This window comes from Kaistia sp. UC242_56 (assembly GCF_044452255.1).
Classification (GTDB): Bacteria; Pseudomonadota; Alphaproteobacteria; order Rhizobiales; family Kaistiaceae; genus Kaistia; species Kaistia defluvii_A.
The window spans coordinates 2670931-2692377 of sequence record NZ_JBIOAN010000002.1; the positions used below are offsets into that span (position 1 = coordinate 2670931).

The following is a 21447-nucleotide window of genomic DNA, read 5'->3' on the forward strand; positions in this document are numbered from 1 at the left end:
CCACTCAGAACCGGCTTAATTTGAATCGGCTCGCGAAGCACCGACCTTGGAGGGGCAGGCTCTAGGCCAAGACCAACGCGCACGGGCTACGTTCTATGAATTAGGCGAGCAACGCTAGAATTTCAGAAGCTAACCACCCCCGGCGCCTCGCTTGTTCGGGATGAACGAAGGGCGGCTTTCGGGGGCGACAACAAGCACGTGCAATGACTATTGGGCGGCGCATAGTGACCTCCGGCACCCTCGCCTAGGATGTCTGCTTTCAGGAAACCCAAAGCGGATCTCTACGTCCGACATGAGGGCGCTTAGCTGACTGCCATCATCGGAGCCGGCAGCGTACGGTTCGGTTTTGGAAAACACTCGGCGTTAAGCTGTCGTTCTGATTCATGCTCATCGGGCGAAATTTGGCTCTTCCGCTAACGACCCCAGTTCGGCCTTTCAGGCGGTCGCAAAAGACCCCTGAAAGTTGCCCTTGCTACCCGGTCGGGCGCTGCAGAAACTCGCTAAAAATCCGGGAAATCTTACTAGGTGAACCGGCGTATTAAGGGGCTCGAACCTCCACAGGCGCATTAAAGTATCTTTGCTGTCGATTGGGCAATCATCCAGCTTTCTCAACAGCAGGTGGCGTCCAAGAGCCGTCTCTAACGGCAGGCTTCGGCCAGTAGGCGCGTATATAGAGTGAGAAATCGCCCTCAGGAGCGGGGAGCCAATTTGCGATCGCGACCGGATCGGTAGGCTCCTCTGCCTGCACGGTGATGGTGAGCGAACCATCATCGCCGAGCTTCAAGTCCTTATTCTTCGTCCCGACCGAAAACCGGTTGATCTGGTTTTTTACGAAGAAATGGTTCGCGTTGTAGATCGAGAGCGACCAAAAGCCGTTCACCGGCGGCGTTTGATCTCTCGCGAAAGTGACAGTGTAGCGGTTGGCGCTATTGAGCCGTGCTCCCGACGCATCCAAGTCCTGGTAGAAATACTTCGTTTCGTCCGGAGAGTTAACCATGATGTTGGACTTCGCAACCGCCGTGCGCGTGAAATAGTCCGTCCCGAACGCGGATTCGTTGGATATCGTGCTCCAGTGATGCGGAAGTTGCTGGCCGTAATTGCGAAACTGAAACAGCGGGTTCACCAACTTGTCTTCGGCATCCTGCGCGGCCTTAGCCATCAACTGCTTCAATTCGGGATTGTTTTTCACTGCTTCGAGTACGGCAAGCACCTGAGCGTAGCGCGCCTCTTCTCCGGGCAGGGGCGGCGCATCAGCGAGGACCGACGGCAGCTCGTCAAAGAACTTCTCAGGAAATACCCAGCGTGTTTCCTCTTCGCCGTGAGGGCCGCCCGGAACTTTTGGGAGACTGCTCCAGTCAATGCTCTTCATGTGCCCGTCATAATCCGCAAGCGGATACATCACGATGCCCGTCAGAGCACTCTGGATGGCGCGCTTATCCTCCGGCGTTTCGTCCTGAAAAATACGTGGCGCGACCAGAGCCGTACTGCTAGAGGCGCGAAATACACTTGTGATGCCCTTCGGTATTTCACCATTCCAGTCAGGGCCGACCAGCATGTAGAACCCAGGCGTGGTGCCGTGCATCTTCCCGAGCTTGGCAAAGCTATCGGTACGAAGATCGACAATCTGATAGACCCAGAAGCGGTCACCGAAATCCGGCACCTGAACCACGACGGGTGAAACATCCAGCGCGACCAGACCGAGACCGTAAACCACGTCCTGGTTGGGGCAGGCTATGTTGCGCTCTTCTGGATTGACGTAGTCCGTGAGCATGGTGAGCGAGTTGAGCGGCGCCTCAAGCAAAGGGCCGACGTATTGATTCTCCTTCATCTTCGAAAACGCGAGCCGTCGATTGTACATATTGACTAGCGGCCATGCCCAGAAGAATGCATCGCGTGCAATGTGGGCGGCGTAGGCTTCGGTTATCTTTACGCGCGAATCTGGACCGGAGGGGAGCACCCGTGCCCAGTCAGGCGACTGGGGCAATGGTGGCAGGTTCAGTTCCGAGGCCTCGGCCTTGCTCACTGCTGCGCTGCTTCCGTCGGCTGTTAAAGCGGCAGCAAAGGTTGCGGTGCCGAGTAACATGTCTCGACGATTAAGTATGGCATTCTTGGTCATGGCATTCTCACTGTCTGGGTGTTGGGCTAGGCGGCTTCGGCGACTGTCGAGAGGGCGCGCCACACCATGGCAAACATCAAGACCGCGCCCGCGAAGAAGATTGCAATGAATAGCGCTTGACCGAGCATCCAGGCGTTTTCTCCGATCGCGACAGGAGAGTAATAATAGCCCGGCCAGATCGCATCGAAGACGAAATTGCCTGGATAGCCGACTGCGAAGACGCCAGTCAGCCCAATCACGCAGAGCCAGAAGGCGCCGGAACCTTTGGCCTCATCCGCAGATCCTGAGCGGTTCGCGACCATTGATGTCAGCCCCAGCCCCACCATGCCCAACCCTCCGGCCTGAATGGCGGCGACCGACAGTGTCCAAAGGCATGCCCACCCTAGAGTGATGTTCTGCATGAACAACTCGCCGGCCGGCCAGCGCGCCCCGACGCAGTAGTGCGCGACGATGCTGAATGTCAGCAGAACGCCGAAGATGAAGAGACCGAGGCCCCATTTCGCGAAGCGCGCGCCGATTTGCATAACACGCTCCTTTCCTTAGTCGACCTTCTCGACATCAGGAAGAGTCCAAACCTTCTTCTCAAAAAGTGCTGGGGTCGGAGAATAAAGCCGGAACAGCAGTTCAAAGCCGTGCTGCGGGTCGGTGGGCACCCAGTTCGAACTCCTTACCTTCTGGCGGCTTGGGACCGAAGAAAATGTCCGTCGACCCATCTGGGTTCATCTGCACTTCCGCTGCATTCGATGCGCGGCTGGCACGGTCCGTGTTTTTGACCAGTGCATGTGTCTGCCGGTCGTAGACCGTCACGGACCAGTACAGTTCCACAGGAACATTTGCCGGCACGTGCAGGCGGTAGCTCCGGCTGCCGGCAAACGCTTCGCCATCCCTATCCTTGTTCGCGATAAGGTAGGTCTGCGCTGTGCCAAGGCGCTTTATGCCGATATAGCCCATGCTGTAGGTGAGCGCGCGGTAGTCTACAGGGTAAATGTCCGGCTCGGCGTATCCGGATGATCCCGCCTTGACGAGATCGGGAAAGGCCGGAACGGCCCAATGCGCCGTCGGGAAAAATGGTGGGTAGCCAACCTCATACATGTGATCGAGGAAGGCCCTTGCCTCGGTCGCCGCGTTGTTCAGGACCGCAGTCGTCTCGGCATCGGGAGCGAAAGGCTTGCCCTTCTCGATCCCAAGGGACTTGAGCTGATCGATCATCGCCTTGTCACGGGTCAGCCACGGCTCGCTTTGTACGATGCGATCCAGCGATTCGAAGAAGCGGACGTCGTAAGCAATGGTCGAATCGTAGAGCACGTTGTTGGCGTCCGTGTATATCGTCTCCGGCGGGCTTGCCTCCTGTGAGAGCGGATAGACCTTGAGCCGCTTGCCGTAGGCCACTGCCTTCTCGATGTCCGCATCGCGATGACTGGCAAGGTTCGAGCGCAACAGCGCATAGCCGCCGAATGTCTCGGATTGGACGGCTATGTAGCCGTCGGGTGCCTCCCCCTGGTAGCCGGGCGGTAGAATCAGATATTTGCCGCCGGCTCCCTTATCCGCGCCATAGGGTCCCGCATCCTCAAGCGGCATCTGCCAGACAGTGTCGATATTGGCGGCAAACGAGCCTCCCTCGGCCGGCGGAACGTTGATCACGATCGGCCCCGCTTCCTTTGTGTCGAAGAAGACCATGAAATAGATCGCATCGGGATTGGGCGTGAGCGTCTGGTTGTGCCAATTCACCGGGCGGGACCAATAGGTGACCTGGTTCACCTTGCCCGCAGTCTTGGACAGCATCTCCTGCAACATGAGATCGTAGTTGACCGCCGGCATGCCCCAGATGACTGCTTCGACGGCGCGGCGCTCGATGGCTCTCCGTTGCGACTCTCCGGGTGCAATGCCCTGCGCCGTTGCCGTGCAAATGGCGGCAAGGAGCGAAAGCACGGTAAGGATTGTCTTCAGCATAACCTTGATTCCTTCGTTCACGGAGCGACAACCGTCTTCCAGTCGTCCCTGATGCTGACCACATGGAATCTGTATCTTCTCGCTGCTTCGAGCGAGTAGTTGTCGGGCTCGGAATACTCGAACTCGCGCTCGGCATCGTCGTGATTGATTAGGAGTTGAAAGCTCGGCCCTGCGCGGTCCTTTGACCAGCGCATCATGGCGATGTCGCCCCTGCCACCCACGTTGCCGCCAACGAAGATTGGGCGCGCCCCCAGAGCAAGATTGATCGTTGGGGGCTTGCCCTCCTGGTCGTTCAGGTGGTCGATGGTACCGTCAAACACCAATACTGTCTTGCCATCGCGCTCGTCGAACTGCATGCCGGCGGTGGTACCCATAACCCTCTGCGGAGGTATTCCAAGCATCTCCATCGAGACGGCGCGTGTGAACAGGATCGGGCTGCCGCTGCAGATCCAGTTTTTAAAGCCGTTTGCCTTCAGATAAGACAGGAGCTCCGCCATCGGCTCGTAAACGGCTCGCGTGTAGGGAACACGGAACTTGTCATGAGTGGTTGCTTCCAGGGGCGGAAGAATGCTCGCAGAAAACTCCTCTGTCGTTCGACCATCGGTGACAGCTGCGATCAGATCATTCAAACCTTGCTCGCCTGAATTGCGAAATGCCGCCGCATCGCCCTTCAAGAAGGCTCTGATCGCCGGCTTGTCGGCCAGGATCGGCTTCTTTTCGACCGCATGCTTAAGATCAGCACCGAGGGGGATGACCGCGGCCGGTATCGGCCTCTCTGGAATAAGGGTCCCGTCCATGTCGAAAACGGCTATGCGTTCATCGTCCGGCACGAACGCAGGACCGCCATGTCGGGTCACTGTCGTCACGAAATCGATGATCGCCCTTTTTGTGGCTGCGTCGTTCCACGATGGCAACGGGTCTGCGCGCGCAACCGCGACAGTCGCAATCAAAGCGAAAACAAGCAAGGAGCACAGCTTGTGACAGGGACCAATGCTGAGCAACATAAGTGCTATTCTCCTGAGTGCCGCTCATGGCAAGTGACACATCTACTTCGCAGGTTAGAGCATCTCCTTTCGCAGGTAATCGGCATACCGTGCCAACGTATTGACGTTTTGTGCCAACGAGTGCTTGAATGAGAGGGCTTGGCACCGTTGCGGAGGTTAGTGTGTCAACAATTCTGCCCCACGTTCGGTTTTCGACCAAAGAATTGCCCGCGAACTTGCAATTCGAAGCCTGGCGAGAGCAGCCCTATGCGTTTGAAGTCAGCCCGGCAGATGGCGAGTGGCCAAAGTCGTTTGCAGCTGAAGTGGATGTGTACGGCTTTGGTCCCGCTTTGATTTTGCGCGCTCGCCAAGGCGCACAGCGATATGCGATCAGTCCCGAACGAGCGCGCAAAAGAGGCCGAAATCTCTTCCTATTCACGTGCTATGAGAGTGGGGGGTATCGAGGATACGCTGGGGCGCATGAGATAGAGGGAGAAGCCGGCGACATTCAGGTGCTGGACCTCTCCCAGACCATGAACACCATCGAAGCCTCGTCGGTAATGACAGGCATCGCTATCTCACATGATATTTTGCGAGAAAAGCTCGGTAGCTTGGACAAGCTGCATGGTCTCGATCTGCGTAAGACCACTGGAGCGTTCCTGAGCGATTATTTCCAACTTTTGTTAAGACGTCTGCCGACTATGTCGGAACAAGAAGCTGCGGCGACCGCGGAGGCGACGATAAATGTCATCGCGGCATGCGTGCGGCCAACGCAGGAGCGTATGATGCCGGTCGCAGCACATGTGCAAAGCGTCTTTGTCGCTCGTGCTGAGGCGATGGTAGAGCGACACCTTCAAGAGCCTCAACTTTCCCCTGAATTTCTCTGCCAGCAACTCGGCGTATCTCGTCGAACCCTCTATCGGGCTTTCGAAGAGCGTGGTGGAGTGCACGATTATATCCTGGAGCGGCGGCTTGCAGCGGTGGCGTCTAGAATGACCACTTCGGGCGAGACTCGGTCCATCTCCGAATTGGGTGAACTTTATGGCTTCTCCGGGCGAGAAACATTCTGGCGTGCGTTCAAGAGAAAATATGGTTTGACCCCAGGAGAGTTCCGGGCAAGAGGCCTGTTGCACCATCCTGAACCGTCTTAGTCAGCAATCGTTGCTCTATTTGAACAATGGACGAACCGCTGACTTCGAGAGATGCCGTGCCAATCTCTGCACGGCTCTGAAGACGCCAGAATGTCGAAGTATCCGCTTTTCGACTGCCACCAAGAGACCCACGACGAGCAGATCGACGGCGCACTGCTGTCGAAATGCGCCTATTGAATGGCCGCCTCCCCGGCTCAGCTTCCGGAAGCGGTCGGACAGGAAACCGCCCCCCGAGCGGCTATCCGCGATGAGACGGATAGCCGCTCGAAATTCAGATTTCGGTTCGCTCCGCCAGGAGCAGCGCATCCTCGACGTCGACACCAAGATATCGGACAGTGTTCTCGATCTTGGAATGACCAAGCAATATCTGGATCGCACGGATATTACCTGTCGCCCTGTAGATCATCGATGCCTTCGTGCGGCGAAGCGAGTGAGTTCCGTATTCCTCAGGGTGCAAACCGATCGCAGTCACCCACTCGTCAACGAGGCGTGCATACTGCCTAGTACTCATGTGTTTTTCGTGATCGACTCTGCTCGGGAATACATAGTCCTCGACCGAGCCGCCTCGCCGTTTCAGCCAGGCCAGGAGGCTGGCTCTCACGTCGCTGGTGATCTCGAATTGGACGGGGCGACCGGTCTTCTGCTGAATGACGATCGCCCGAGTTCTGATTTCCGGTCCGGCGACGACATCACGGATCCTGATCTTGACTAGGTCGCAGCCACGAGGCTTGCTGTCTATTGCAAGATCGAACAGAGCGCGGTCACGAATGCGGCGCTCACGATCGAGAAAGAAGCGAACGGCCCAGATCTGCTTCTGCGTGAGCGGACGCTTCGTGCCCACTTTCTTGCCAGCGTTCCAAGCTACACGCTCGCGGCTGGCATCATCATATTGCGAATGGCCCATGTGAGTTCTCCTCGGCCTTAATTGGCCGAGTATAAAACGCGCGTGCCACAACCGTTCGGGGGCCGGAGGCAGACTGACCGCTTCTGGCGACCGCAAACTAACAGCGGACGCTCAAACCGCTGGCGCAAAGGTCTCATATGACCCTTTGCGGACTTCTGATTCCAAGGGCTACATTGGTCTGCCCAAGCCTCGCGGTCGAGGGCGTGCTCCATTATAGCGATACCCAAAGCCCAGACCCGCGTCGTAAACTCAGAGAGCTCAACGCTCTCGTAGATCGACCAAATTCGACAGCTAATGAGTCTGCTCCGCGAAACCTTGGTGGTCCGTATCCGTTCGTAGTCTGCGGTCGAGCACCAGACAGCCCAGTTCTAAACAGTTCATTCGCGGTCGCGTCGCCGAGTCACGAGATGGCTTCATGGATAGGCCGAAGGTGGGCCTCGAATGGATTCCGCTGGGTTGAGATGGGTTTCCTCAGGGCTGCGCGATGAGACCCGCGCAGCCAGGACCGTCATGGACGGCTCGTTGCGTCCTGGCGTGAGCGCGCCTTCCGCCATCGAGTGCGGCTAGGGCTTGACCCAGGTCGCGCCCGACAAGACACCACCGTCGACAACGATCGCCTGGCCGGTGATGTAGGAGGAGGCCGGCGAGGCCAGCAGCAGCGTCGCGCCAATCAGTTCGTCCGGATTGGCAAGGCGGCCGGTCGGAATGAAGCGGGCGAACCAGTCGGCACGGTATTCATCGTCCCAGAGCGGGCGGGTGAATTCGGTCTTCACGAAGCCCGGCTCGATGGCGTTGACCTGGATGTTGTCGCCGACCCATTCGCGCGCCATCGCCTTGGTCAATTGGCTGACGCCGGCCTTGGAGGCGGCGTAGACCGAGATCGTGTTGAAGGCGTGCTTGGCGCTGAGCGACGAGATGTTGACGATCTTGCCGCCGCCCTGCGCCGCCATGTGCGGCTGCGCGGCTTGGGAGAGGAAATAGATGCTGCGCAGATTGACGTCGATGATCGCGTCGAAATCCTCCGGCGTGACCTCGACGATCGGCTTGCGACGGTTGGTGCCGGCGCTGTTGAGCAGGATGTCGAGCCGGCCAAGCGCGGCGTGCGCCTCGTCGACCAGCGCGCGGCAGGCCTTGGCGTCGGTCAGATCGGCCTTGAAGGTCGGGACGGCCGCGCCGGTCTCCTCGATGAATGCCTTGGCCGAGGCGAGGCGTTCGTCATCGAAATCGTGAATGGCGACTTTGGCGCCACTTTCGGCCAGGGCCTTGGCGAGCACCCGGCCGATGGCGCCACCGGCGCCGGTGACCAGCGCCGTCTTACCTTCCAGCGAGAAGAGCGTATCGAGGATTCGAGCCATTGAGCTTGCTCCAGGTGATGATGGAAACGATCGGGGACCGGGCGAACAGGCCGAGCCCCGTGTGGGGGAAAGGGCTAGGTCGCCGCGGGCGCGTGGGCGGCGGCCGCCGGGATCGGGATCTCGTCGCCGAGCAGTTTCTCGGCGCGGAGTTCCAGCCAGAAATCGCTCGGGATCGGATGGCGGAAATGCCGGAGGTTCTGCTCGATCTCGCCAACCCGCGACGGGCCGTTCAGCACGCTCGCGACTGCCTGGAAGCCGAGCGGGAACTGCAGCGCGGCGGCGGCGAGCGGGACGCCATGGCGCGCCGCCACCGCCTCGATCCGGCGGACGCGATCGAGGATAGACACTGGTACGGCGCCGTATTCGTAGCGGCCGGCGCCCGAGACGCCGGTCGCCAGGATGCCGGAATTGAAGACCCCGCCGATGACAACGCCAGCTCCCTTGCGCTGCGCTCGCAAAAGTTCGTCGGCGTAGATTGTCTGCTCCAGCAGCGTGTAGCGCGAGGCGACGAGGAAGGCGTCGAGCGGATAGCGGTCGAGGAAGCGGTTGATCATGCCGCGCTCGTTAATGCCGGCGCCGATGGCGGAGATCTCACCGGAGCTTTTCAGCTCTTCCAATGCGCGAAATCCGCCGGTTTCCAGTTCGCGCAATCGGGCCAGCAGGTCGGCCTCGTCCGGGAAATAGCCGCTGTCGAGATCGTGGATATAAAGGACATCGACTTTGTTGATGCCGAGCCGCTGAAGGCTGTCCTCATAGGAGCGCAGGATACCGTCATAGGAATAGTCGTGCACATGCTCGAAGGCGAGGCCGCCCTTCCATTTCGAACCGTCGAATTGGGCGCGGTCGCGCGGCCGCAACAGCCGGCGCCCGACCTTGGTCGAGAGCACGAAATCCTCGCGCGGACGGCGATAGAGCGCACGACCGGTGCGGTGCTCGCCCTGGCCGAGCCCATACCAGGGCGCGGTGTCATAGAGGCGAACGCCGCCATTCCAGGCGGCTTCCAGCGTGGCGCTGGCCTCGGCTTCCGGGATCGCCTCGAAGAGATCGCCGAGCGGGCAGGTGCCAACGCCGAAGACGGGAAGGCGGAGCTCGGTATTGCCGAGCCGGCGCGTCGAAAAGAGGGTCATGCGGGGTCTCCCACAAGGCGTTCGGGATGGATGAGCCTTCCGCTGGCGGCGGAGAGATAGGCGGCTTCGAGCAGCGCATAGGTGGCAAGGCTGTCGCGGCCGGAGGTCTCCGGCTCGACACCGCTGCGCAGGCTGTCGATGAAGTGGCGCTGGGTGTGGACGACGCTGTCCTGGATCTGTGTCCAGGGTTCGCTCGTCCATGCGCGGCCGTCCTGTGGAACGGCGATCCGCCGCGTTCCGCCCTTGCCATACACGGTCAGCACCTGGTCGGCGCCGATCACCAGCGTGCCCTCGGTGCCCTCGATCTCGCCCAGCGTCTGCGGGAACGGGTCGGGATCGCGCTTGGTAGCGTAGCTGAAGTCGAGGATCGACGTAGCGCCCTGCTCGTGGCTGAGCAGGATGGTCGCGGCATCCTCGCCGGCAATGCCTTCCTGGATCTGTTGCGTGCGGCAGAAGACGCCGTTCGCCTCGCCGAATAGGAATCGGGCGAGGTCGAGCAGATGGATGCCGACATCCATGATCATGAAGCGCTTGACGTTCGCGAGATAGGGCTGGTTCGAATAGACGTCGATGCCGGTGCGCCAGGAGAGGCGGCCGAAGGTCAGCCGCCCGAGTTCGCCGCTGTCGAGGATCTGCCGCACCGTCCGGAACAGGTTCTGGAAGCGGAAATCCTCGTGGATCATCAGCGGCACGTTGGCGGCTGCCGCGGCAGCGACGATCCGCCGGCAAGCGTCAAGATCGGGTGCGAACGGCTTCTGCAGGATCACCGGCACGCCATGGGCGAAGGCGAGCCCCGCCAGCGCCTCATGCGTCTCCATCGTCGTCGGGATGTCGACGAAATCGAGCGCCTCGCTAGCGAACATGGTTTCGGCGCTGGTGTAGATGCGAGCGATACCGAATTTTTCGGCCGCTGCTCTCGCCTTGGCTTCATCGACGTCGCAGACAGCGACGATCTCGACATCGTCGAGGTCGGCCCAGCCATGCAGATGGTTCTGGGCGAAGAACCCGCAGCCGATGACGGCGCCCTTCAAGCGTACGGTCATGCTGCCGCTCCTGTCTCGGAAACCGTCGCGACCGCGTAGGCATCAAGCGTCAGCTGGCCATCCGCTGGCAGGCTCACAGTCGTGTCGCGGAAGGCGGCTGGCGTGAGCGCGGCGGCGGTGAAGCTCTCGGCATTGAGCAGGCGGAGCGTCGCGTCGCCGAGGCCGGCGAGGCGGAGCGCCACGGGCCGGTCCGAGAGGTTGGCCAGTATGGCCTGCCGCCGTCCGTTCGCGGTCCAGCCGAGCGCCGCAATGTCGGCGTTTGGCAAGTCGATCGCGAGCCGAGGCTTGCCGGACGCTTCGGCGAGATCGGCAACGACATGAAACAGCGGATAGACGCTGCCCTCGGCGACGTCGTCCCACCAGGGTCGCGCATAGGCCTGGCGCGTCGAGACCAGCCCGAACGGGCCGACAGGTGCTCCGAGGACAAGCGTGTCGATGCCGAATGGGGCCACGGCAGCCGCATAGCCGACATGCCAGGCGGCTCCGAGCAGCGCGCGCTGGCGCGGATCGGCGGCGGCGAGCCCGACGCGGCCATTGTCCGGATTGGGCGTCGGACCGGGTCCATAGGGATTGAGCCGCGCGCCGATGCCGATCGGGCCGATATAGTGCGGCGCCTCGCCGGCGATCGCCCGCGCCGAGCGCAGGATATGCGGCAGCGACTGCAGCGTCTCGATCACGGAGAGATCGTCGGCTGCGTGCACCGTCGGCGCGGTGGCGTGGGTGATGAAATCAAAGGTGCCGGCCGGCGGCCGCTTGCGATTCAACTCGGTGAAGAAGGCGGGCGAGCCGCTGCCGGCCGGAATGCCGGGGAAGCTCTCTCGGATTGCTTCATAAATGGCCGCCTCGCCGGGCGCGGGCGGACGCTCTTCGCCGGGCTGGAACGACGCCTCGTCCACCTTCGGGAAGGCGGCGACCGAAAGTGGCGCGATTCCGGCTTCAGTGAGCCAACGGGCCGCCTCGGCGATTTCCGGACGCGGATCCGACTCGGCCGTCAGGAGAAGCTCGAAGGCAACTGGAAGACGCGTGCGGCGGGCGAGTTCGCCGACAACGAGGATGTCCCCGGGCTTGTCGCCGGCTGCCGGATCATAGCGGAGCAGCCAGTGCGCACCGGCAAGCCTTGCCAGTTGCGGCCCGACCGCAAGCGCGGCGCCCGCGACACCGGCCGGCAGGCCGATGCCGATCCGGGGCAGACGAACGTCCGTCGCTTCGCCGATCGTGACCAGCGTGGCTTTCGGCGCGCTGTAGCCAGCACCAGCCGGCTGAGCCCGCTCGACCGTGTCGCGGACCGTGACGGTCACGGATTGCTGCGTCGGCGTCCCGGCTTCGAGCCGGTAGGGGTAAGGCAGGCCGATCGGCCGGCTATAGGTCTTGAACGAGGCGTCGGACCAGTTGCGGTGGTCCTCCATCTCGAAGACGTCGCCCTCGAAGCGGACCGTGACCGAAAGGCCCGGCTCCGGCGAATGGGTGATGGCGCGGATGTCGAACAGCGGCTGGCCCGGGCTGATCGCCTCCGGCATGACGAAGGCTTCTGTGCCGCCCGACGCATGCTCGACCGACAAATGCTGGCCGACGACGCCGTCGAGCGGGTGCAGCACGACGAAGCCGGTGCGGTTGGTCTCGAAATCCGTCTCCGGCAGGATCGTCGCGGTCGCGTCGAGGGTACCGTCGGCGTTGCCGGTGAAACGGATCCGGGCCGAAATGATGGAAGCGCCGTTGCGATAGCGCGCGGAATAACCGACCGAGAACCGGTCGGCGCTCTCTGCGATATCGAGATCGGAAATTTCGGCGTCCGGCGTTCCCCAGCCCGGCGTGCGGACGAGAAAGGAGAGGCCGCGCAGGATCTCTCTTCCATGCCAGCGCACCCAGCGCAGCGCGCCGCGATCATAGGTCGCCGACAGCGCGCCGGCGACGAGACTGCGAACCGGCGGCTCGAGGCTCGCCGTTCCCGTGAGAAAAAGAGGGCGACTTCATCGCTTGTACTTCTTGATGAAGATGTCGAACGTGACGGCGCCGACGATGATCGCGCCGATCAGCAATTGCTGGACGTAGGGCGAGACGTTGAGGATCACGAGACCGTTCAGCAGCACGCCGATCAGCAACGTTCCGATCACCGTTCCGGCGATGCTGCCAGTGCCGCCATAGAGGCTGGTGCCGCCGATCACGACGGCCGCGATGACGTTCAGTTCATACTGATTGCCGGCGACCGCCTCGGCGGAATTGAGCCGCGAGGCGAGCAGGAACCCGCCAAGCCCGGCGCAAAGGCCTGTCAGCGCATAGACGCTGATCAGCGTGCGGTTGACGTTCAGTCCGCAAAGTCGCGCCGCTTCCGGGTTGGAGCCAATGGCATAGACCGAGCGGCCATAGCGGGTCGAATGCAGCACGAAGCCGGCGATCACCACGACGACCAGGAAGACGATCACCGGCACCGGTACGGCGCCGACCATGCCGCGTCCCCACCAACCGAAGCTTTCGTCGAAGCCGCTGATCGGGCCGCCATTGCCGATGATCAGGGCCAGTCCGCGGAAGATCGTCATGCCGCCCAGAGTCACCACAAAGGCGGGCACGCTCAGCCTGGCGACGAAGACGCCCTGCAACGCGCCGGCGACGCCGCCCACGACAATCGCGGCCAGCGCTGACCAATACCAGGCGAAGGGCGCGCCGCCGGCCGTCAGTTCAAGCCGGCCGGGAATGCCGCCCTTGGTAACGACGGCCGCGACCAGGCCGGCCAGCGCGATCAGCGCGCCGATCGAAAGGTCGATGCCGCGCGTCAGGATGACGAAGGTCATGCCGACGGCGACGATGCCGAAGATCGAGACCTGGCGCAGGATGTTGAACAGGTTCAGCGATGACAGGAAGCGCGGGGCCAGAAAGGTGAACAGCGCCATCAACAGCAGCAGGAAGATCAGCGGTGCGAAGCGGGCGAGCAGCGGGATCAGGTTCGCCGGCCGCTGACGGGCCAAGGGAGGCGAGGAAGCAAGGGACATGGTTTGAACCGGGGTTGGGGATCAGGCTGCCGCCTTGGGAAGCGTCATCAGCCGCATCAGGCTTTCTTCGTCGGCATCGCTGCCGACGAGTTCGCCGGTCAGGCGGCCGGCGCGCAGCGTCAGGATGCGATGGCTGAGCGCCAGCACTTCCGGCAGGTCGGAGGAAATCAGCAGGATGGCGACGCCGTCGGCGGCCAGTTCGCGCAGCAGGCGGTGCAGGTCCGCCTTCGCACCGATATCGACGCCGCGGGTCGGCTCGTCGACGATCAGCAGGCGCGGCTTCAGCTCCAGCCAGCGGGCGAGCACTACCTTCTGCTGATTGCCACCGGAAAGCGTGGCGATCGCCGCATCGGCACCGGTGGAACGCAGCTTCAGCCGGTCGCGGAAGTGCTGGAACGCGCCCTTTTCCGCCTTGCGGCGAAGAATGCCGAACGGACCGGTGGGCACGCCGCCGGCCGCGGCGAAATTCTCGCTGATGGCAAGCGTTGGAAACAGCGACTGCTGCTTGCGGTCCTCGGGCACCAGCGCGACGCCAGCGGCGATCGCGTCGCCCGGTCCCTTGGGGCGAAAAGCCTGGCCGTTCAAACGGATGGCGCCGCCACCGATCGGGTCGGCCCCGAAGATGAGACGGGCAATCTCGGTGCGGCCGGCGCCGACCAAACCCGCGAGGCCGACAATCTCACCGGCGCGGACGGTGAAGCTGACGCCTTCGACGGAAGCCGAGCGGGCGGAGCGCGGCCGGCTTTTCAGCGCCTCCACCTCGAGCACAACGGCGCCGGGCTTGGACGGCGCATGACTGCGGTCTTCCTCAAGCAGTTCGCGGCCCACCATCCAGCGAACCAGGTCGTCGATCGTCGCGTCGGCGATGGCGCCGCGTGCGACCACGACACCGTCGCGCAACACGGTGAAGCTGTCAGCGAGTTCCTTGACCTCTTCCAGCCGGTGACTGACGAACAGGATCGAGACGCCCTCGGCGGTGAGTGCGCGGACGACTGCCTTCAGGCGATCCACTTCGCGCGGCGTCAGCGAGGCCGTGGGTTCATCCATGATGATCAAACGCGATTTCAATGTCAGCGCGCGGCCGATCTCGACCAGTTGCTGCTCGGCAATGCTCAGATCCGCGACCGGGCGCCAGGGTGCGATCTCGGCCCCGAGCCGCTGCATCACCTCGGCCGTCTGCTGCGCCATGTGGCGCCAGTGGACCAGTCCGAAGCGGTTGAGCGGCAGTCGGCCGGCAAAGATCGTCTCGGCCACGGTCAGGTCGGGAAACAGGCTGAATTCCTGGTGGATCGTCGAGATGCCGCGCTTCTGCGCGTCATGCGGCCCGGTCAGATCCACTGTCTCGCCGTCCAGCCGCAGCGCGCCGCCATCCGGCTTGTGGATGCCGCTCAGGAGGTTGATCAGGGTCGACTTGCCGGCGCCGTTTTCGCCCAAGAGCGCATGCACCTTGCCGGGGCTGAGCGCGAGCGAAACGCGGTCGAGCACGGTCACGCCAAAGAAGCTCTTGGATAGACTTTCGAGGCTCAGAAACGAAGCCTCGGGTGGCGTGACGCCTCCCGAGGCAATCGTCCCGGCATCGCTGCCGATGGCGATCATTGCGTGATCGTGCCGATGCGCTCCGCGTCTGCGAGATTGGCCTTGGTGATGGCAACCGGCTCGACGAGGATGTTGGCGTTGGCAGGCTTCACGCCTTCGCGGATGAAGTCGACCAGCGTCTTGACGGCGACGCGGCCCTGCTTGCCGGGGAACTGATCGACCGTCGCGGCGAGCGAGCCGTCGCTGATGGCCTTCAGGGCGTCGGTCGAGCCGTCATAGCCATAGATGGCGACCTTGCCGTTGAGCTTGCGGGCTTCGACGGCCTGGGCGGCGCCGAGCGCCATGTCGTCATTGGCGGCGACGATAACCTGCGGAACCTCGGCGAGACCGGTCAGGATGTTCTCGGTGACGGCGAGCCCTTGGTCGCGGCTGAAACGCGCGGTCTGCTCGGACACGAACTTGTAGAGATCGGGCTGCTTGTCGAGGGTGGTGTGGACGCCCTGATTGCGATCGTTGGCGGTCTTGTCACCGGGGATGCCCTGCAGGTTGATGATCGTCGCGCCCTTGGGGAACTGGGCGGCGATCGCCTCGCCCTGCCGCTCGGCGCCCTTGACGTTGTCGGCCGCGACATTGGCGAGCACTTCTGGGACGCCATTGACCGGGCGGTCGATCGTCACGACCGGCACGCCGGCGTCGATCGCGGCCTTCACGGCGGGCGCGAGCGCGTCCGCATCGGCCGGAGCGATGATGATGCCGTCGACACCCTGCACGATGGCGGCCTCGATATCGGCGATCTGCTTCGGCGCACTCAGCTGGCCATCGGCGCGCAGCACCTTAACCTTGCCGATCTTGGCGGCTTCATCTTCGAGCTGCTCCTGCAGGAACACGAAGTGCGGGAACGAGTAGGTCAGCGAGGAGACGAGGATGGTCACCTCGGCATCCTTGCCCTTCGGCTCGGCCGAAGCGTGGAAGGCAGGCGCCGTTGCCAGCGCCGCGAGCGCTATCGCGGAGATCGTTGTCTTGATCGACATCGGAAATTCCCTTGGGACTTCAGTGCCCAAGCGTCTTGGGCGGTTGATACTTCAGTATCTATATTGATTTTGTCGTGTATTGATGAAGGTAGGATGTTCTGCGGAAAGGCGAGCCGAGGAAACACAATTCCAAAACGGGGAGGCCTCGCCCGGCTGTGTCCTTTGAAAGGGCGAGCCGGGGAGCCGTATAGTCCCCTCCCCCGCCAGGCGGCCCCAAGGCTAACGATCCTCTGATCGGGCCGAATGGCTGGAAGCGCGAGCGGCGGAGGCGGCGTTTCCATGCCTCCATCGGGCGGAGTTCGATTTCGGCCGGCCTGGCAGGCTGCGAGCCACCCCCGCAGGGGCGACCGGCAGACACCTCTTATGGCATCCCGTCCGAACGGGATGTCTTCTGTCACCGCGAACGATACTCATCCGGGCGGACCGTAGTTCCGCTCCTGTTGGAGAATGACGATGAGCGAATGGCTTGTAACCACGGATTGGCTCGCATCGCATTTGGGCGATGCCAAGCTGGCCGTGCTCGACTGCTCCTGGTACCTGCCCGATTCGGGCAAGCAGGCGATCGACGATTTCCGGCGCGGCCATATTCCGACCGCGCGCTTCATCGATCTGAGCGCCGTGTCGGACCCGGACTCACCCTATGTCAACATGCTGCCGTCCGCCGAGCTTTGGGCGCGCCAGATCGGCCGTCTCGGCATCGACAACGAGACGACCGTGATCGTTTATGACGCCGGCTATGTATCCGCCCGCCTCTGGTGGATGTTCCGCGTCTTCGGGCACGACAAGGTCCGCATTCTGGACGGCGGCTTGCGCAAATGGGTCGCCGAAGGGCGCCCGGTCGAGGCCGGCGATCCCCAGGAGGCCACGCCCGCGGCTTTCGAAGCCGTGCTTCAGCCCGGCCGGGCCGTCGACGTCGAGGCGGTTCGCGCAGCGCTCGGCAGTGGCGTGACAGTCGTCGATGCCCGCACCGCCGCGCGCTTCGAGGGAACGGAAGGCTCCGGCTATCCGGGCGTGGCAAGCGGCCACATGCCCAATGCGGTCAATACGCCCTGGGCCAAATTCTTCGATCCCACCAACAACTTCGCCTTTGTCGACGCGGAGACCGCCGCCAAGGTCTTTGCCGATGCGAAGGTCGATGTGAGCGGCCCGGTGATCACCACCTGCGGTTCCGGGGTCACGGCCGCGATCCTGGGCTTCATGATCGAGCGCGCGGGCAATCCGGACTGGAAGCTCTATGACGGCTCCTGGCATGAATGGGGCCAGCGCGAGGATACACCGAAGCACAGCGCAGCCGCACCCAAGGCCTGACCGGCGCTCGCCAACCAGATCGCCAGTGTCCTGACTTCATTCCGTCGGGACACCGGCCTTTTGCGGCGCCGCGCGGAGCGGTATCGCTTCTAGACGTCGTTCAGCATGGGGCTGACGACGACTTCGTTAAGACAGACCGAAGCCGGCTGGGGCACGATAACGAGGGCTGCAGCGCCCCGACCCCATTCCACGCACGCCTAGCGTCCTCGCAACAACCCTGTGTTGCGCGAGGCGAGGTCGCTATGGGCCGAGTCGGGGGCGGCCCCGCAGGTCCGCGTGCTGCACGCGGCGGTGGCTGTCCGTCCGGGTGCCAAGCATGGCCGTCGCGTCGTTCTCTTGTCCTGTGTGGAAACCAACTCCTGCGAGCCTGCACAAAAGAACGCCGTTTCTTCTCTACCAAATCAGTCGTCTTAAAATCCTAGGCAGCAACCGGGCCACGGAACACCGTGCCCGTCGCACCGGCGGACCACCGCCCGGTGCCTGGATTTAGGGAAGGACGACCATGCCGACACCCAAGACGCTTCCGATCCTCGATATCTCGAAGTTCGACGGCAGCCCGGAAGAGCGGGCCGCCTTTCTTGCCGAACTAGGCGCTGCCGCCCGCGACGTGGGCTTTTTCTACCTGACCGGCCATGGCGTCCCCGATGCGCTGATCCGAGACATCGTCGCGGCGTCGCGCCAGTTCTTTGCGCTACCGGATGCCGAGAAGCTCGCCATCGAGATGGTGAACTCGCCGCATTTCCGCGGCTATACCCGCGCCGGGCTCGAGGTGACGCGCGGCCAGGCCGACTGGCGCGAGCAGATCGACTTCTCCTCCGAGCGCGAGGTGCTGCCGCGCACGCCGGGAACGCCGGATTGGGCGCGCCTGCAGGGTCCCAATCAGTGGCCGGCGGCGTTGCCGGAGCTGAAGCTTACCGTGCTGGAATGGCAGCGCCAGCTGACCGATCTCGGCATCCGACTGCTGGAAGCCTTCGCGCTGGCGCTGCGCCAGGACAAGGACGTGTTCGCCCCGATCTACGAGACGGGCGCGATCCAGCACATCAAGCTGATCCGCTATCCCGGCCGCGACGCGACCGGCGGCGACCAGGGCGTCGGCGCGCACAAGGATGGCGGCTTCCTGACGCTCTTGCTGCAGGATGAGCAGGGCGGGTTGCAGGTCGAGGCCGATGACGGCAGCTGGATCGACGCGCCGCCCATCCCCGGCACGTTCATCGTCAATATCGGCGAAGTGCTGGAAATGGCCTCGAACGGCTATCTCCGCGCCACCGTGCACCGGGTCGTCACGCCGCCGGCCGGCAAGGACCGGCTCTCGGTCGCCTTCTTCCTGGGGGCTGCCCTCGACGCGCATATCCCGCTGCTCGATCTCGACGCGGATCTCGCGGCGCAGGCGCTCGGCCCCACCGCCGACCCGCTCAACCCGCTCTTCCGCGAGATCGGCCAGAACTACCTGAAAGGTCGGTTGCGCTCGCATCCCGACGTGGCGCAGCGCCACTACGCCGACCTTCTCGACCCGGCCGCTAAGCGCGAGCCCGCCTCGGCCTACTGATCCCTGACGAAAATTCATCGGCATCCGGAGACGCAGCATGACCTTCCAGCCGACCCAATTCGAGACCAAGCGCTTCGAGACCCTCGCCGTACATGGCGGGACCTATCGCGCCGATCCGGCCACCGGCGCCGTCGCCGTGCCGATCTACCAGTCGACCTCTTTCCAGTTCCAGGATACTGACCACGCCGACAGGCTCTTCGCGCTCGACGAGCTCGGCTACATCTATTCCCGCGTCGGCAACCCGACGCAGGATGCGCTGGAGCAGCGGATCGCGGCGATCGAGGGCGGCGTCGCCGCGCTGGCGCTCGCCTCCGGACAGGCGGCCTCGGCCTATTCCATCCTCAACCTGACGCGGCCGGGCGACAACATCGTCTCCTCGACCGGGCTCTATGGCGGCACCTACGCGCTGTTCAACGCGACGCTGAAGAACCTCGGCGTCGAGACGCGCTTCGTCGATCCGTACGACCCGGAGAATTTTCGCCGCGCCACCGACAGCCGCACCCGCGCCTATTACGCGGAATCGCTGCCCAATCCGCGCCTCGAAGTGTTTCCGATTGCGGAAGTTGCTGCGATAGGGCGCTCGCTTGGCGTGCCGCTGATCGTCGACAATACAGCCGCCCCCCTCACCATCCGTCCTCTCGACCATGGCGCGGCAATCGTCGTCTATTCGGCGACGAAATATATCGGCGGCCATGGCACGACCATCGGGGGACTGATCGTCGATGGCGGCAACTTTCCTTGGGCGGACCATCCCGAGCGCTTCCCCAATCTGCACGAGCCGGACCCGAGCCATCACGGCGCGACCTGGTTGGAGAAGGCGAAGCCGCTGGGTCCGATCGCCTATGTGTTGCGCACCCGCGCCGTGCTGCTGCGCGATATCGGCGCCGCGATCTCGCCCTTCGCCGCCTTCCAGTTCATCCAGGGGCTGGAGACACTGCCGCTGCGCATCCGCCAGCACAATGAGAACGCCATCAACGTGGCGAGCTTCCTGAACGCGCATCCCAAGGTCGAGAAGGTGATCTTCCCGGGCCTGCAGAGTGGCATCGCCAAGGAACGGGGCGACCGCTATCTGAATGGCGGAAAGGGCGCGCTGGTCGGCTTCGAGGTCAAGGGCGGCCGCGACGCCGGCCGTGCCTTCATCAACGCGCTCAAGCTGTTCTACCACGTCGCCAATATCGGCGATGCGCGCTCGCTGGCCATCCATCCCTCGACGACCACCCATTCGCAGCTTTCCGTCGAGGAGCAACTCGCGACCGGCGTGACGCCCGGCTATGTGCGCCTCTCGATCGGCATCGAGCATCCCGACGACATCATCGCCGACCTCGCCCAGGCGCTCGACCGCGCCTGACCCGCCACCCCTTTCAGGAAATCGCCATGAGCATTCTCGACGGTAAGAAGCCTTCGCTGTTCGGTCGCCGCATCTCGCGGCGCACGGCCCTGACCGGGGGCGGCGTGTTGGCCGGCGCCGCCTTCCTGGGCGTCGCGCCGACCTTCTCGGCCCGCGCAGGCAACCGCACCAAGATCCGGCTCGCCTGGACCGAATTCGCCGCCTGCCATTCGCCGATCGCCTTCGGCGTCGCCAAGGGCATCTATGACAAGCACGACCTCGACATCGAGCTGTTCTACCAGGGCGCCAGCGGCCAGACGCTGGTGCAGTCGCTCGCTACCGGCAAGGCCGATGCCGGCGCCGGCTTGCTGCTCGACTGGGTCAAGCCGCTGGAACAGGGCCTCGACGTCAAGCTGTTCGTCGGTTCGCATGGCGGCTGCACCCGGCTGCTCGCTTCCAAAGCCTCCGGCATCACCACGCTGGAAGGGCTAAAGAGCAAGACCATCGTCAGCTACGACCCGGCCAGCCCGCCCAAGCACTCGTTCCAGATCGCGCTGGCCCGTGCCGGCATCGATCCCGAACAGGACGTCAACTGGAAGGCGGTGCCGTTCGATCTCGTCGGCGCGACGGTCGACCGCGGCGAGGCAGATGCGCTCGCCCATCTCGATCCCTGGGCCTATTCGCTGAAAAAGAAATACGACCTGGTCGAGATCGCCAACACCCAGACCGGCATCTTCGCCGACAAGGTATGCTGCGTGCTGGGCGTCAACGGTCCGTTCCTGGAGGCCAACCGCGACGCAATCCGCCGCCTGGCCGAGGCCAATATCGAGATCCACGAATATACCGGCAAGCATCCGGACGAAGTGGCGAAGTGGTATCTCGACAACCTCAAGCCGGACCTGGCACTGGCCGATCTCTCCGACGATCTCGGCTCCTTCGTTTATCACATCCACCCGATCGGCCCGGAACTGGTCGAGCAGGTGAAATGGGCGGCCGAGGACCTGCAGCTGATCAAGGTGATCGACGCCTCGACCGACCCGGCCGAACTGGCACAGCGCGTCACCGCTAACCTGCTCGCCTGAGCGA

18 protein-coding genes are annotated in these 21447 nt (G+C 63.1%); 5 read left to right on the forward strand and 13 right to left on the reverse strand.

Annotated features, from left to right (window positions below; all coding sequences use genetic code 11):
• Positions 1-595 precede the first annotated feature (595 nt).
• Genes ACHMWQ_RS15270 through ACHMWQ_RS15290 form a run of 5 tightly spaced genes read right to left on the reverse strand, consistent with a single transcriptional unit; the run spans position 596 to position 5070 of the window.
• Entirely contained in the window at positions 596-2116 is a 1521-nt protein-coding gene (locus tag ACHMWQ_RS15270; protein ID WP_396308110.1) for a DUF1254 domain-containing protein, read from the reverse strand.
• A 26-nt stretch (positions 2117-2142) separates the two neighbouring features.
• Positions 2143-2640: a hypothetical protein gene (locus ACHMWQ_RS15275; protein ID WP_396308111.1), complete on the reverse strand. Its 498-nt coding sequence runs from the start codon at positions 2638-2640 to the stop codon at positions 2143-2145.
• Between the two features lie 15 nt (positions 2641-2655).
• A complete protein-coding gene (locus ACHMWQ_RS15280; RefSeq protein ID WP_396308112.1) occupies positions 2656-2769 on the reverse strand; it encodes a hypothetical protein in 114 nt (37 codons plus the stop codon).
• The gene (locus ACHMWQ_RS15285; RefSeq protein WP_396308113.1) at positions 2741-4066 is read right to left on the reverse strand and encodes a DUF1254 domain-containing protein; all 1326 of its coding nucleotides are present in this window, start codon (positions 4064-4066) and stop codon (positions 2741-2743) included. Before ACHMWQ_RS15285 ends, ACHMWQ_RS15280 begins: the two co-directional genes overlap by 29 nt.
• A gap of 17 nt (positions 4067-4083) precedes the next feature.
• Positions 4084-5070, reverse strand: a complete 987-nt coding sequence (locus ACHMWQ_RS15290; protein WP_396308114.1) for an HAD family hydrolase — start codon at positions 5068-5070, stop codon at positions 4084-4086.
• A 161-nt stretch (positions 5071-5231) separates the two neighbouring features.
• Between ACHMWQ_RS15290 and ACHMWQ_RS15295 the strand changes: the two genes are divergently transcribed.
• On the forward strand, positions 5232-6200 hold the full coding sequence (locus tag ACHMWQ_RS15295) for a helix-turn-helix domain-containing protein (protein WP_396308115.1): 969 nt from the start codon (positions 5232-5234) through the stop codon (positions 6198-6200).
• Between the two features lie 271 nt (positions 6201-6471).
• On the opposite strand, the gene ACHMWQ_RS15300 is transcribed toward ACHMWQ_RS15295, so the two are convergent.
• The 8 genes from ACHMWQ_RS15300 to ACHMWQ_RS15335 form a co-directional block, all read right to left on the reverse strand.
• Complete coding sequence (locus ACHMWQ_RS15300) at positions 6472-7104, reverse strand: tyrosine-type recombinase/integrase (protein WP_396308116.1); 633 nt, start codon at positions 7102-7104, stop codon at positions 6472-6474.
• A 563-nt stretch (positions 7105-7667) separates the two neighbouring features.
• Positions 7668-8459, reverse strand: coding sequence for an SDR family NAD(P)-dependent oxidoreductase (locus ACHMWQ_RS15305; RefSeq protein WP_396308117.1), 792 nt, complete (start codon positions 8457-8459; stop codon positions 7668-7670).
• 74 nt (positions 8460-8533) lie between these two features.
• A complete protein-coding gene (locus ACHMWQ_RS15310; RefSeq protein ID WP_396308118.1) occupies positions 8534-9586 on the reverse strand; it encodes an aldo/keto reductase in 1053 nt (350 codons plus the stop codon).
• On the reverse strand, positions 9583-10629 hold the full coding sequence (locus tag ACHMWQ_RS15315; RefSeq protein ID WP_396308119.1) for a Gfo/Idh/MocA family protein: 1047 nt from the start codon (positions 10627-10629) through the stop codon (positions 9583-9585). Before ACHMWQ_RS15315 ends, ACHMWQ_RS15310 begins: the two co-directional genes overlap by 4 nt.
• Complete coding sequence (locus ACHMWQ_RS15320; RefSeq protein WP_396308120.1) at positions 10626-12491, reverse strand: hypothetical protein; 1866 nt, start codon at positions 12489-12491, stop codon at positions 10626-10628. The genes ACHMWQ_RS15315 and ACHMWQ_RS15320 overlap by 4 nt, the downstream gene beginning before the upstream one ends.
• A gap of 105 nt (positions 12492-12596) precedes the next feature.
• Positions 12597-13613 carry an ABC transporter permease gene (locus ACHMWQ_RS15325; RefSeq protein WP_396308121.1) on the reverse strand — a complete coding sequence of 339 codons (1017 nt, stop codon included), beginning with the start codon at positions 13611-13613 and terminating at the stop codon, positions 12597-12599.
• 21 nt (positions 13614-13634) lie between these two features.
• The gene (locus ACHMWQ_RS15330) at positions 13635-15209 is read right to left on the reverse strand and encodes a sugar ABC transporter ATP-binding protein (protein WP_396308122.1); all 1575 of its coding nucleotides are present in this window, start codon (positions 15207-15209) and stop codon (positions 13635-13637) included.
• Complete coding sequence (locus ACHMWQ_RS15335; RefSeq protein WP_396308123.1) at positions 15206-16180, reverse strand: substrate-binding domain-containing protein; 975 nt, start codon at positions 16178-16180, stop codon at positions 15206-15208. The genes ACHMWQ_RS15330 and ACHMWQ_RS15335 overlap by 4 nt, the downstream gene beginning before the upstream one ends.
• Positions 16181-16633: 453 nt before the next feature.
• On the opposite strand from ACHMWQ_RS15335, the gene ACHMWQ_RS15340 reads away from it, so the two are divergent.
• The 4 genes from ACHMWQ_RS15340 (at position 16634) to ACHMWQ_RS15355 (ending at position 21443) form a co-directional block, all read left to right on the forward strand.
• Positions 16634-17488, forward strand: a complete 855-nt coding sequence (locus ACHMWQ_RS15340; RefSeq protein ID WP_396308124.1) for a sulfurtransferase — start codon at positions 16634-16636, stop codon at positions 17486-17488.
• Positions 17489-17990: 502 nt separating this feature from the next.
• A complete protein-coding gene (locus tag ACHMWQ_RS15345; protein WP_396308125.1) occupies positions 17991-19034 on the forward strand; it encodes an isopenicillin N synthase family dioxygenase in 1044 nt (347 codons plus the stop codon).
• Between the two features lie 37 nt (positions 19035-19071).
• Positions 19072-20382: an O-acetylhomoserine aminocarboxypropyltransferase/cysteine synthase family protein gene (locus tag ACHMWQ_RS15350; protein WP_396308126.1), complete on the forward strand. Its 1311-nt coding sequence runs from the start codon at positions 19072-19074 to the stop codon at positions 20380-20382.
• A 26-nt stretch (positions 20383-20408) separates the two neighbouring features.
• Entirely contained in the window at positions 20409-21443 is a 1035-nt protein-coding gene (locus ACHMWQ_RS15355) for an ABC transporter substrate-binding protein (RefSeq protein WP_396308127.1), read from the forward strand.
• Positions 21444-21447 lie beyond the last annotated feature (4 nt).

Coding starts and splice junctions, on each gene's coding strand:
- ACHMWQ_RS15345 (WP_396308125.1), top strand. CDS start 17,991: ATGCCGACACCCAAGACGCTTCCGATCCTCGATATCTCGAAGTTCGAC.
- ACHMWQ_RS15325 (WP_396308121.1), bottom strand. CDS start 13,613: ATGTCCCTTGCTTCCTCGCCTCCCTTGGCCCGTCAGCGGCCGGCGAAC.
- ACHMWQ_RS15350 (WP_396308126.1), top strand. CDS start 19,072: ATGACCTTCCAGCCGACCCAATTCGAGACCAAGCGCTTCGAGACCCTC.
- ACHMWQ_RS15315 (WP_396308119.1), bottom strand. CDS start 10,629: ATGACCGTACGCTTGAAGGGCGCCGTCATCGGCTGCGGGTTCTTCGCC.
- ACHMWQ_RS15290 (WP_396308114.1), bottom strand. CDS start 5,070: ATGTTGCTCAGCATTGGTCCCTGTCACAAGCTGTGCTCCTTGCTTGTT.
- ACHMWQ_RS15285 (WP_396308113.1), bottom strand. CDS start 4,066: ATGCTGAAGACAATCCTTACCGTGCTTTCGCTCCTTGCCGCCATTTGC.
- ACHMWQ_RS15310 (WP_396308118.1), bottom strand. CDS start 9,586: ATGACCCTCTTTTCGACGCGCCGGCTCGGCAATACCGAGCTCCGCCTT.
- ACHMWQ_RS15270 (WP_396308110.1), bottom strand. CDS start 2,116: ATGACCAAGAATGCCATACTTAATCGTCGAGACATGTTACTCGGCACC.
- ACHMWQ_RS15335 (WP_396308123.1), bottom strand. CDS start 16,180: ATGTCGATCAAGACAACGATCTCCGCGATAGCGCTCGCGGCGCTGGCA.
- ACHMWQ_RS15275 (WP_396308111.1), bottom strand. CDS start 2,640: ATGCAAATCGGCGCGCGCTTCGCGAAATGGGGCCTCGGTCTCTTCATC.
- ACHMWQ_RS15355 (WP_396308127.1), top strand. CDS start 20,409: ATGAGCATTCTCGACGGTAAGAAGCCTTCGCTGTTCGGTCGCCGCATC.
- ACHMWQ_RS15340 (WP_396308124.1), top strand. CDS start 16,634: ATGAGCGAATGGCTTGTAACCACGGATTGGCTCGCATCGCATTTGGGC.
- ACHMWQ_RS15300 (WP_396308116.1), bottom strand. CDS start 7,104: ATGGGCCATTCGCAATATGATGATGCCAGCCGCGAGCGTGTAGCTTGG.
- ACHMWQ_RS15330 (WP_396308122.1), bottom strand. CDS start 15,209: ATGATCGCCATCGGCAGCGATGCCGGGACGATTGCCTCGGGAGGCGTC.
- ACHMWQ_RS15305 (WP_396308117.1), bottom strand. CDS start 8,459: ATGGCTCGAATCCTCGATACGCTCTTCTCGCTGGAAGGTAAGACGGCG.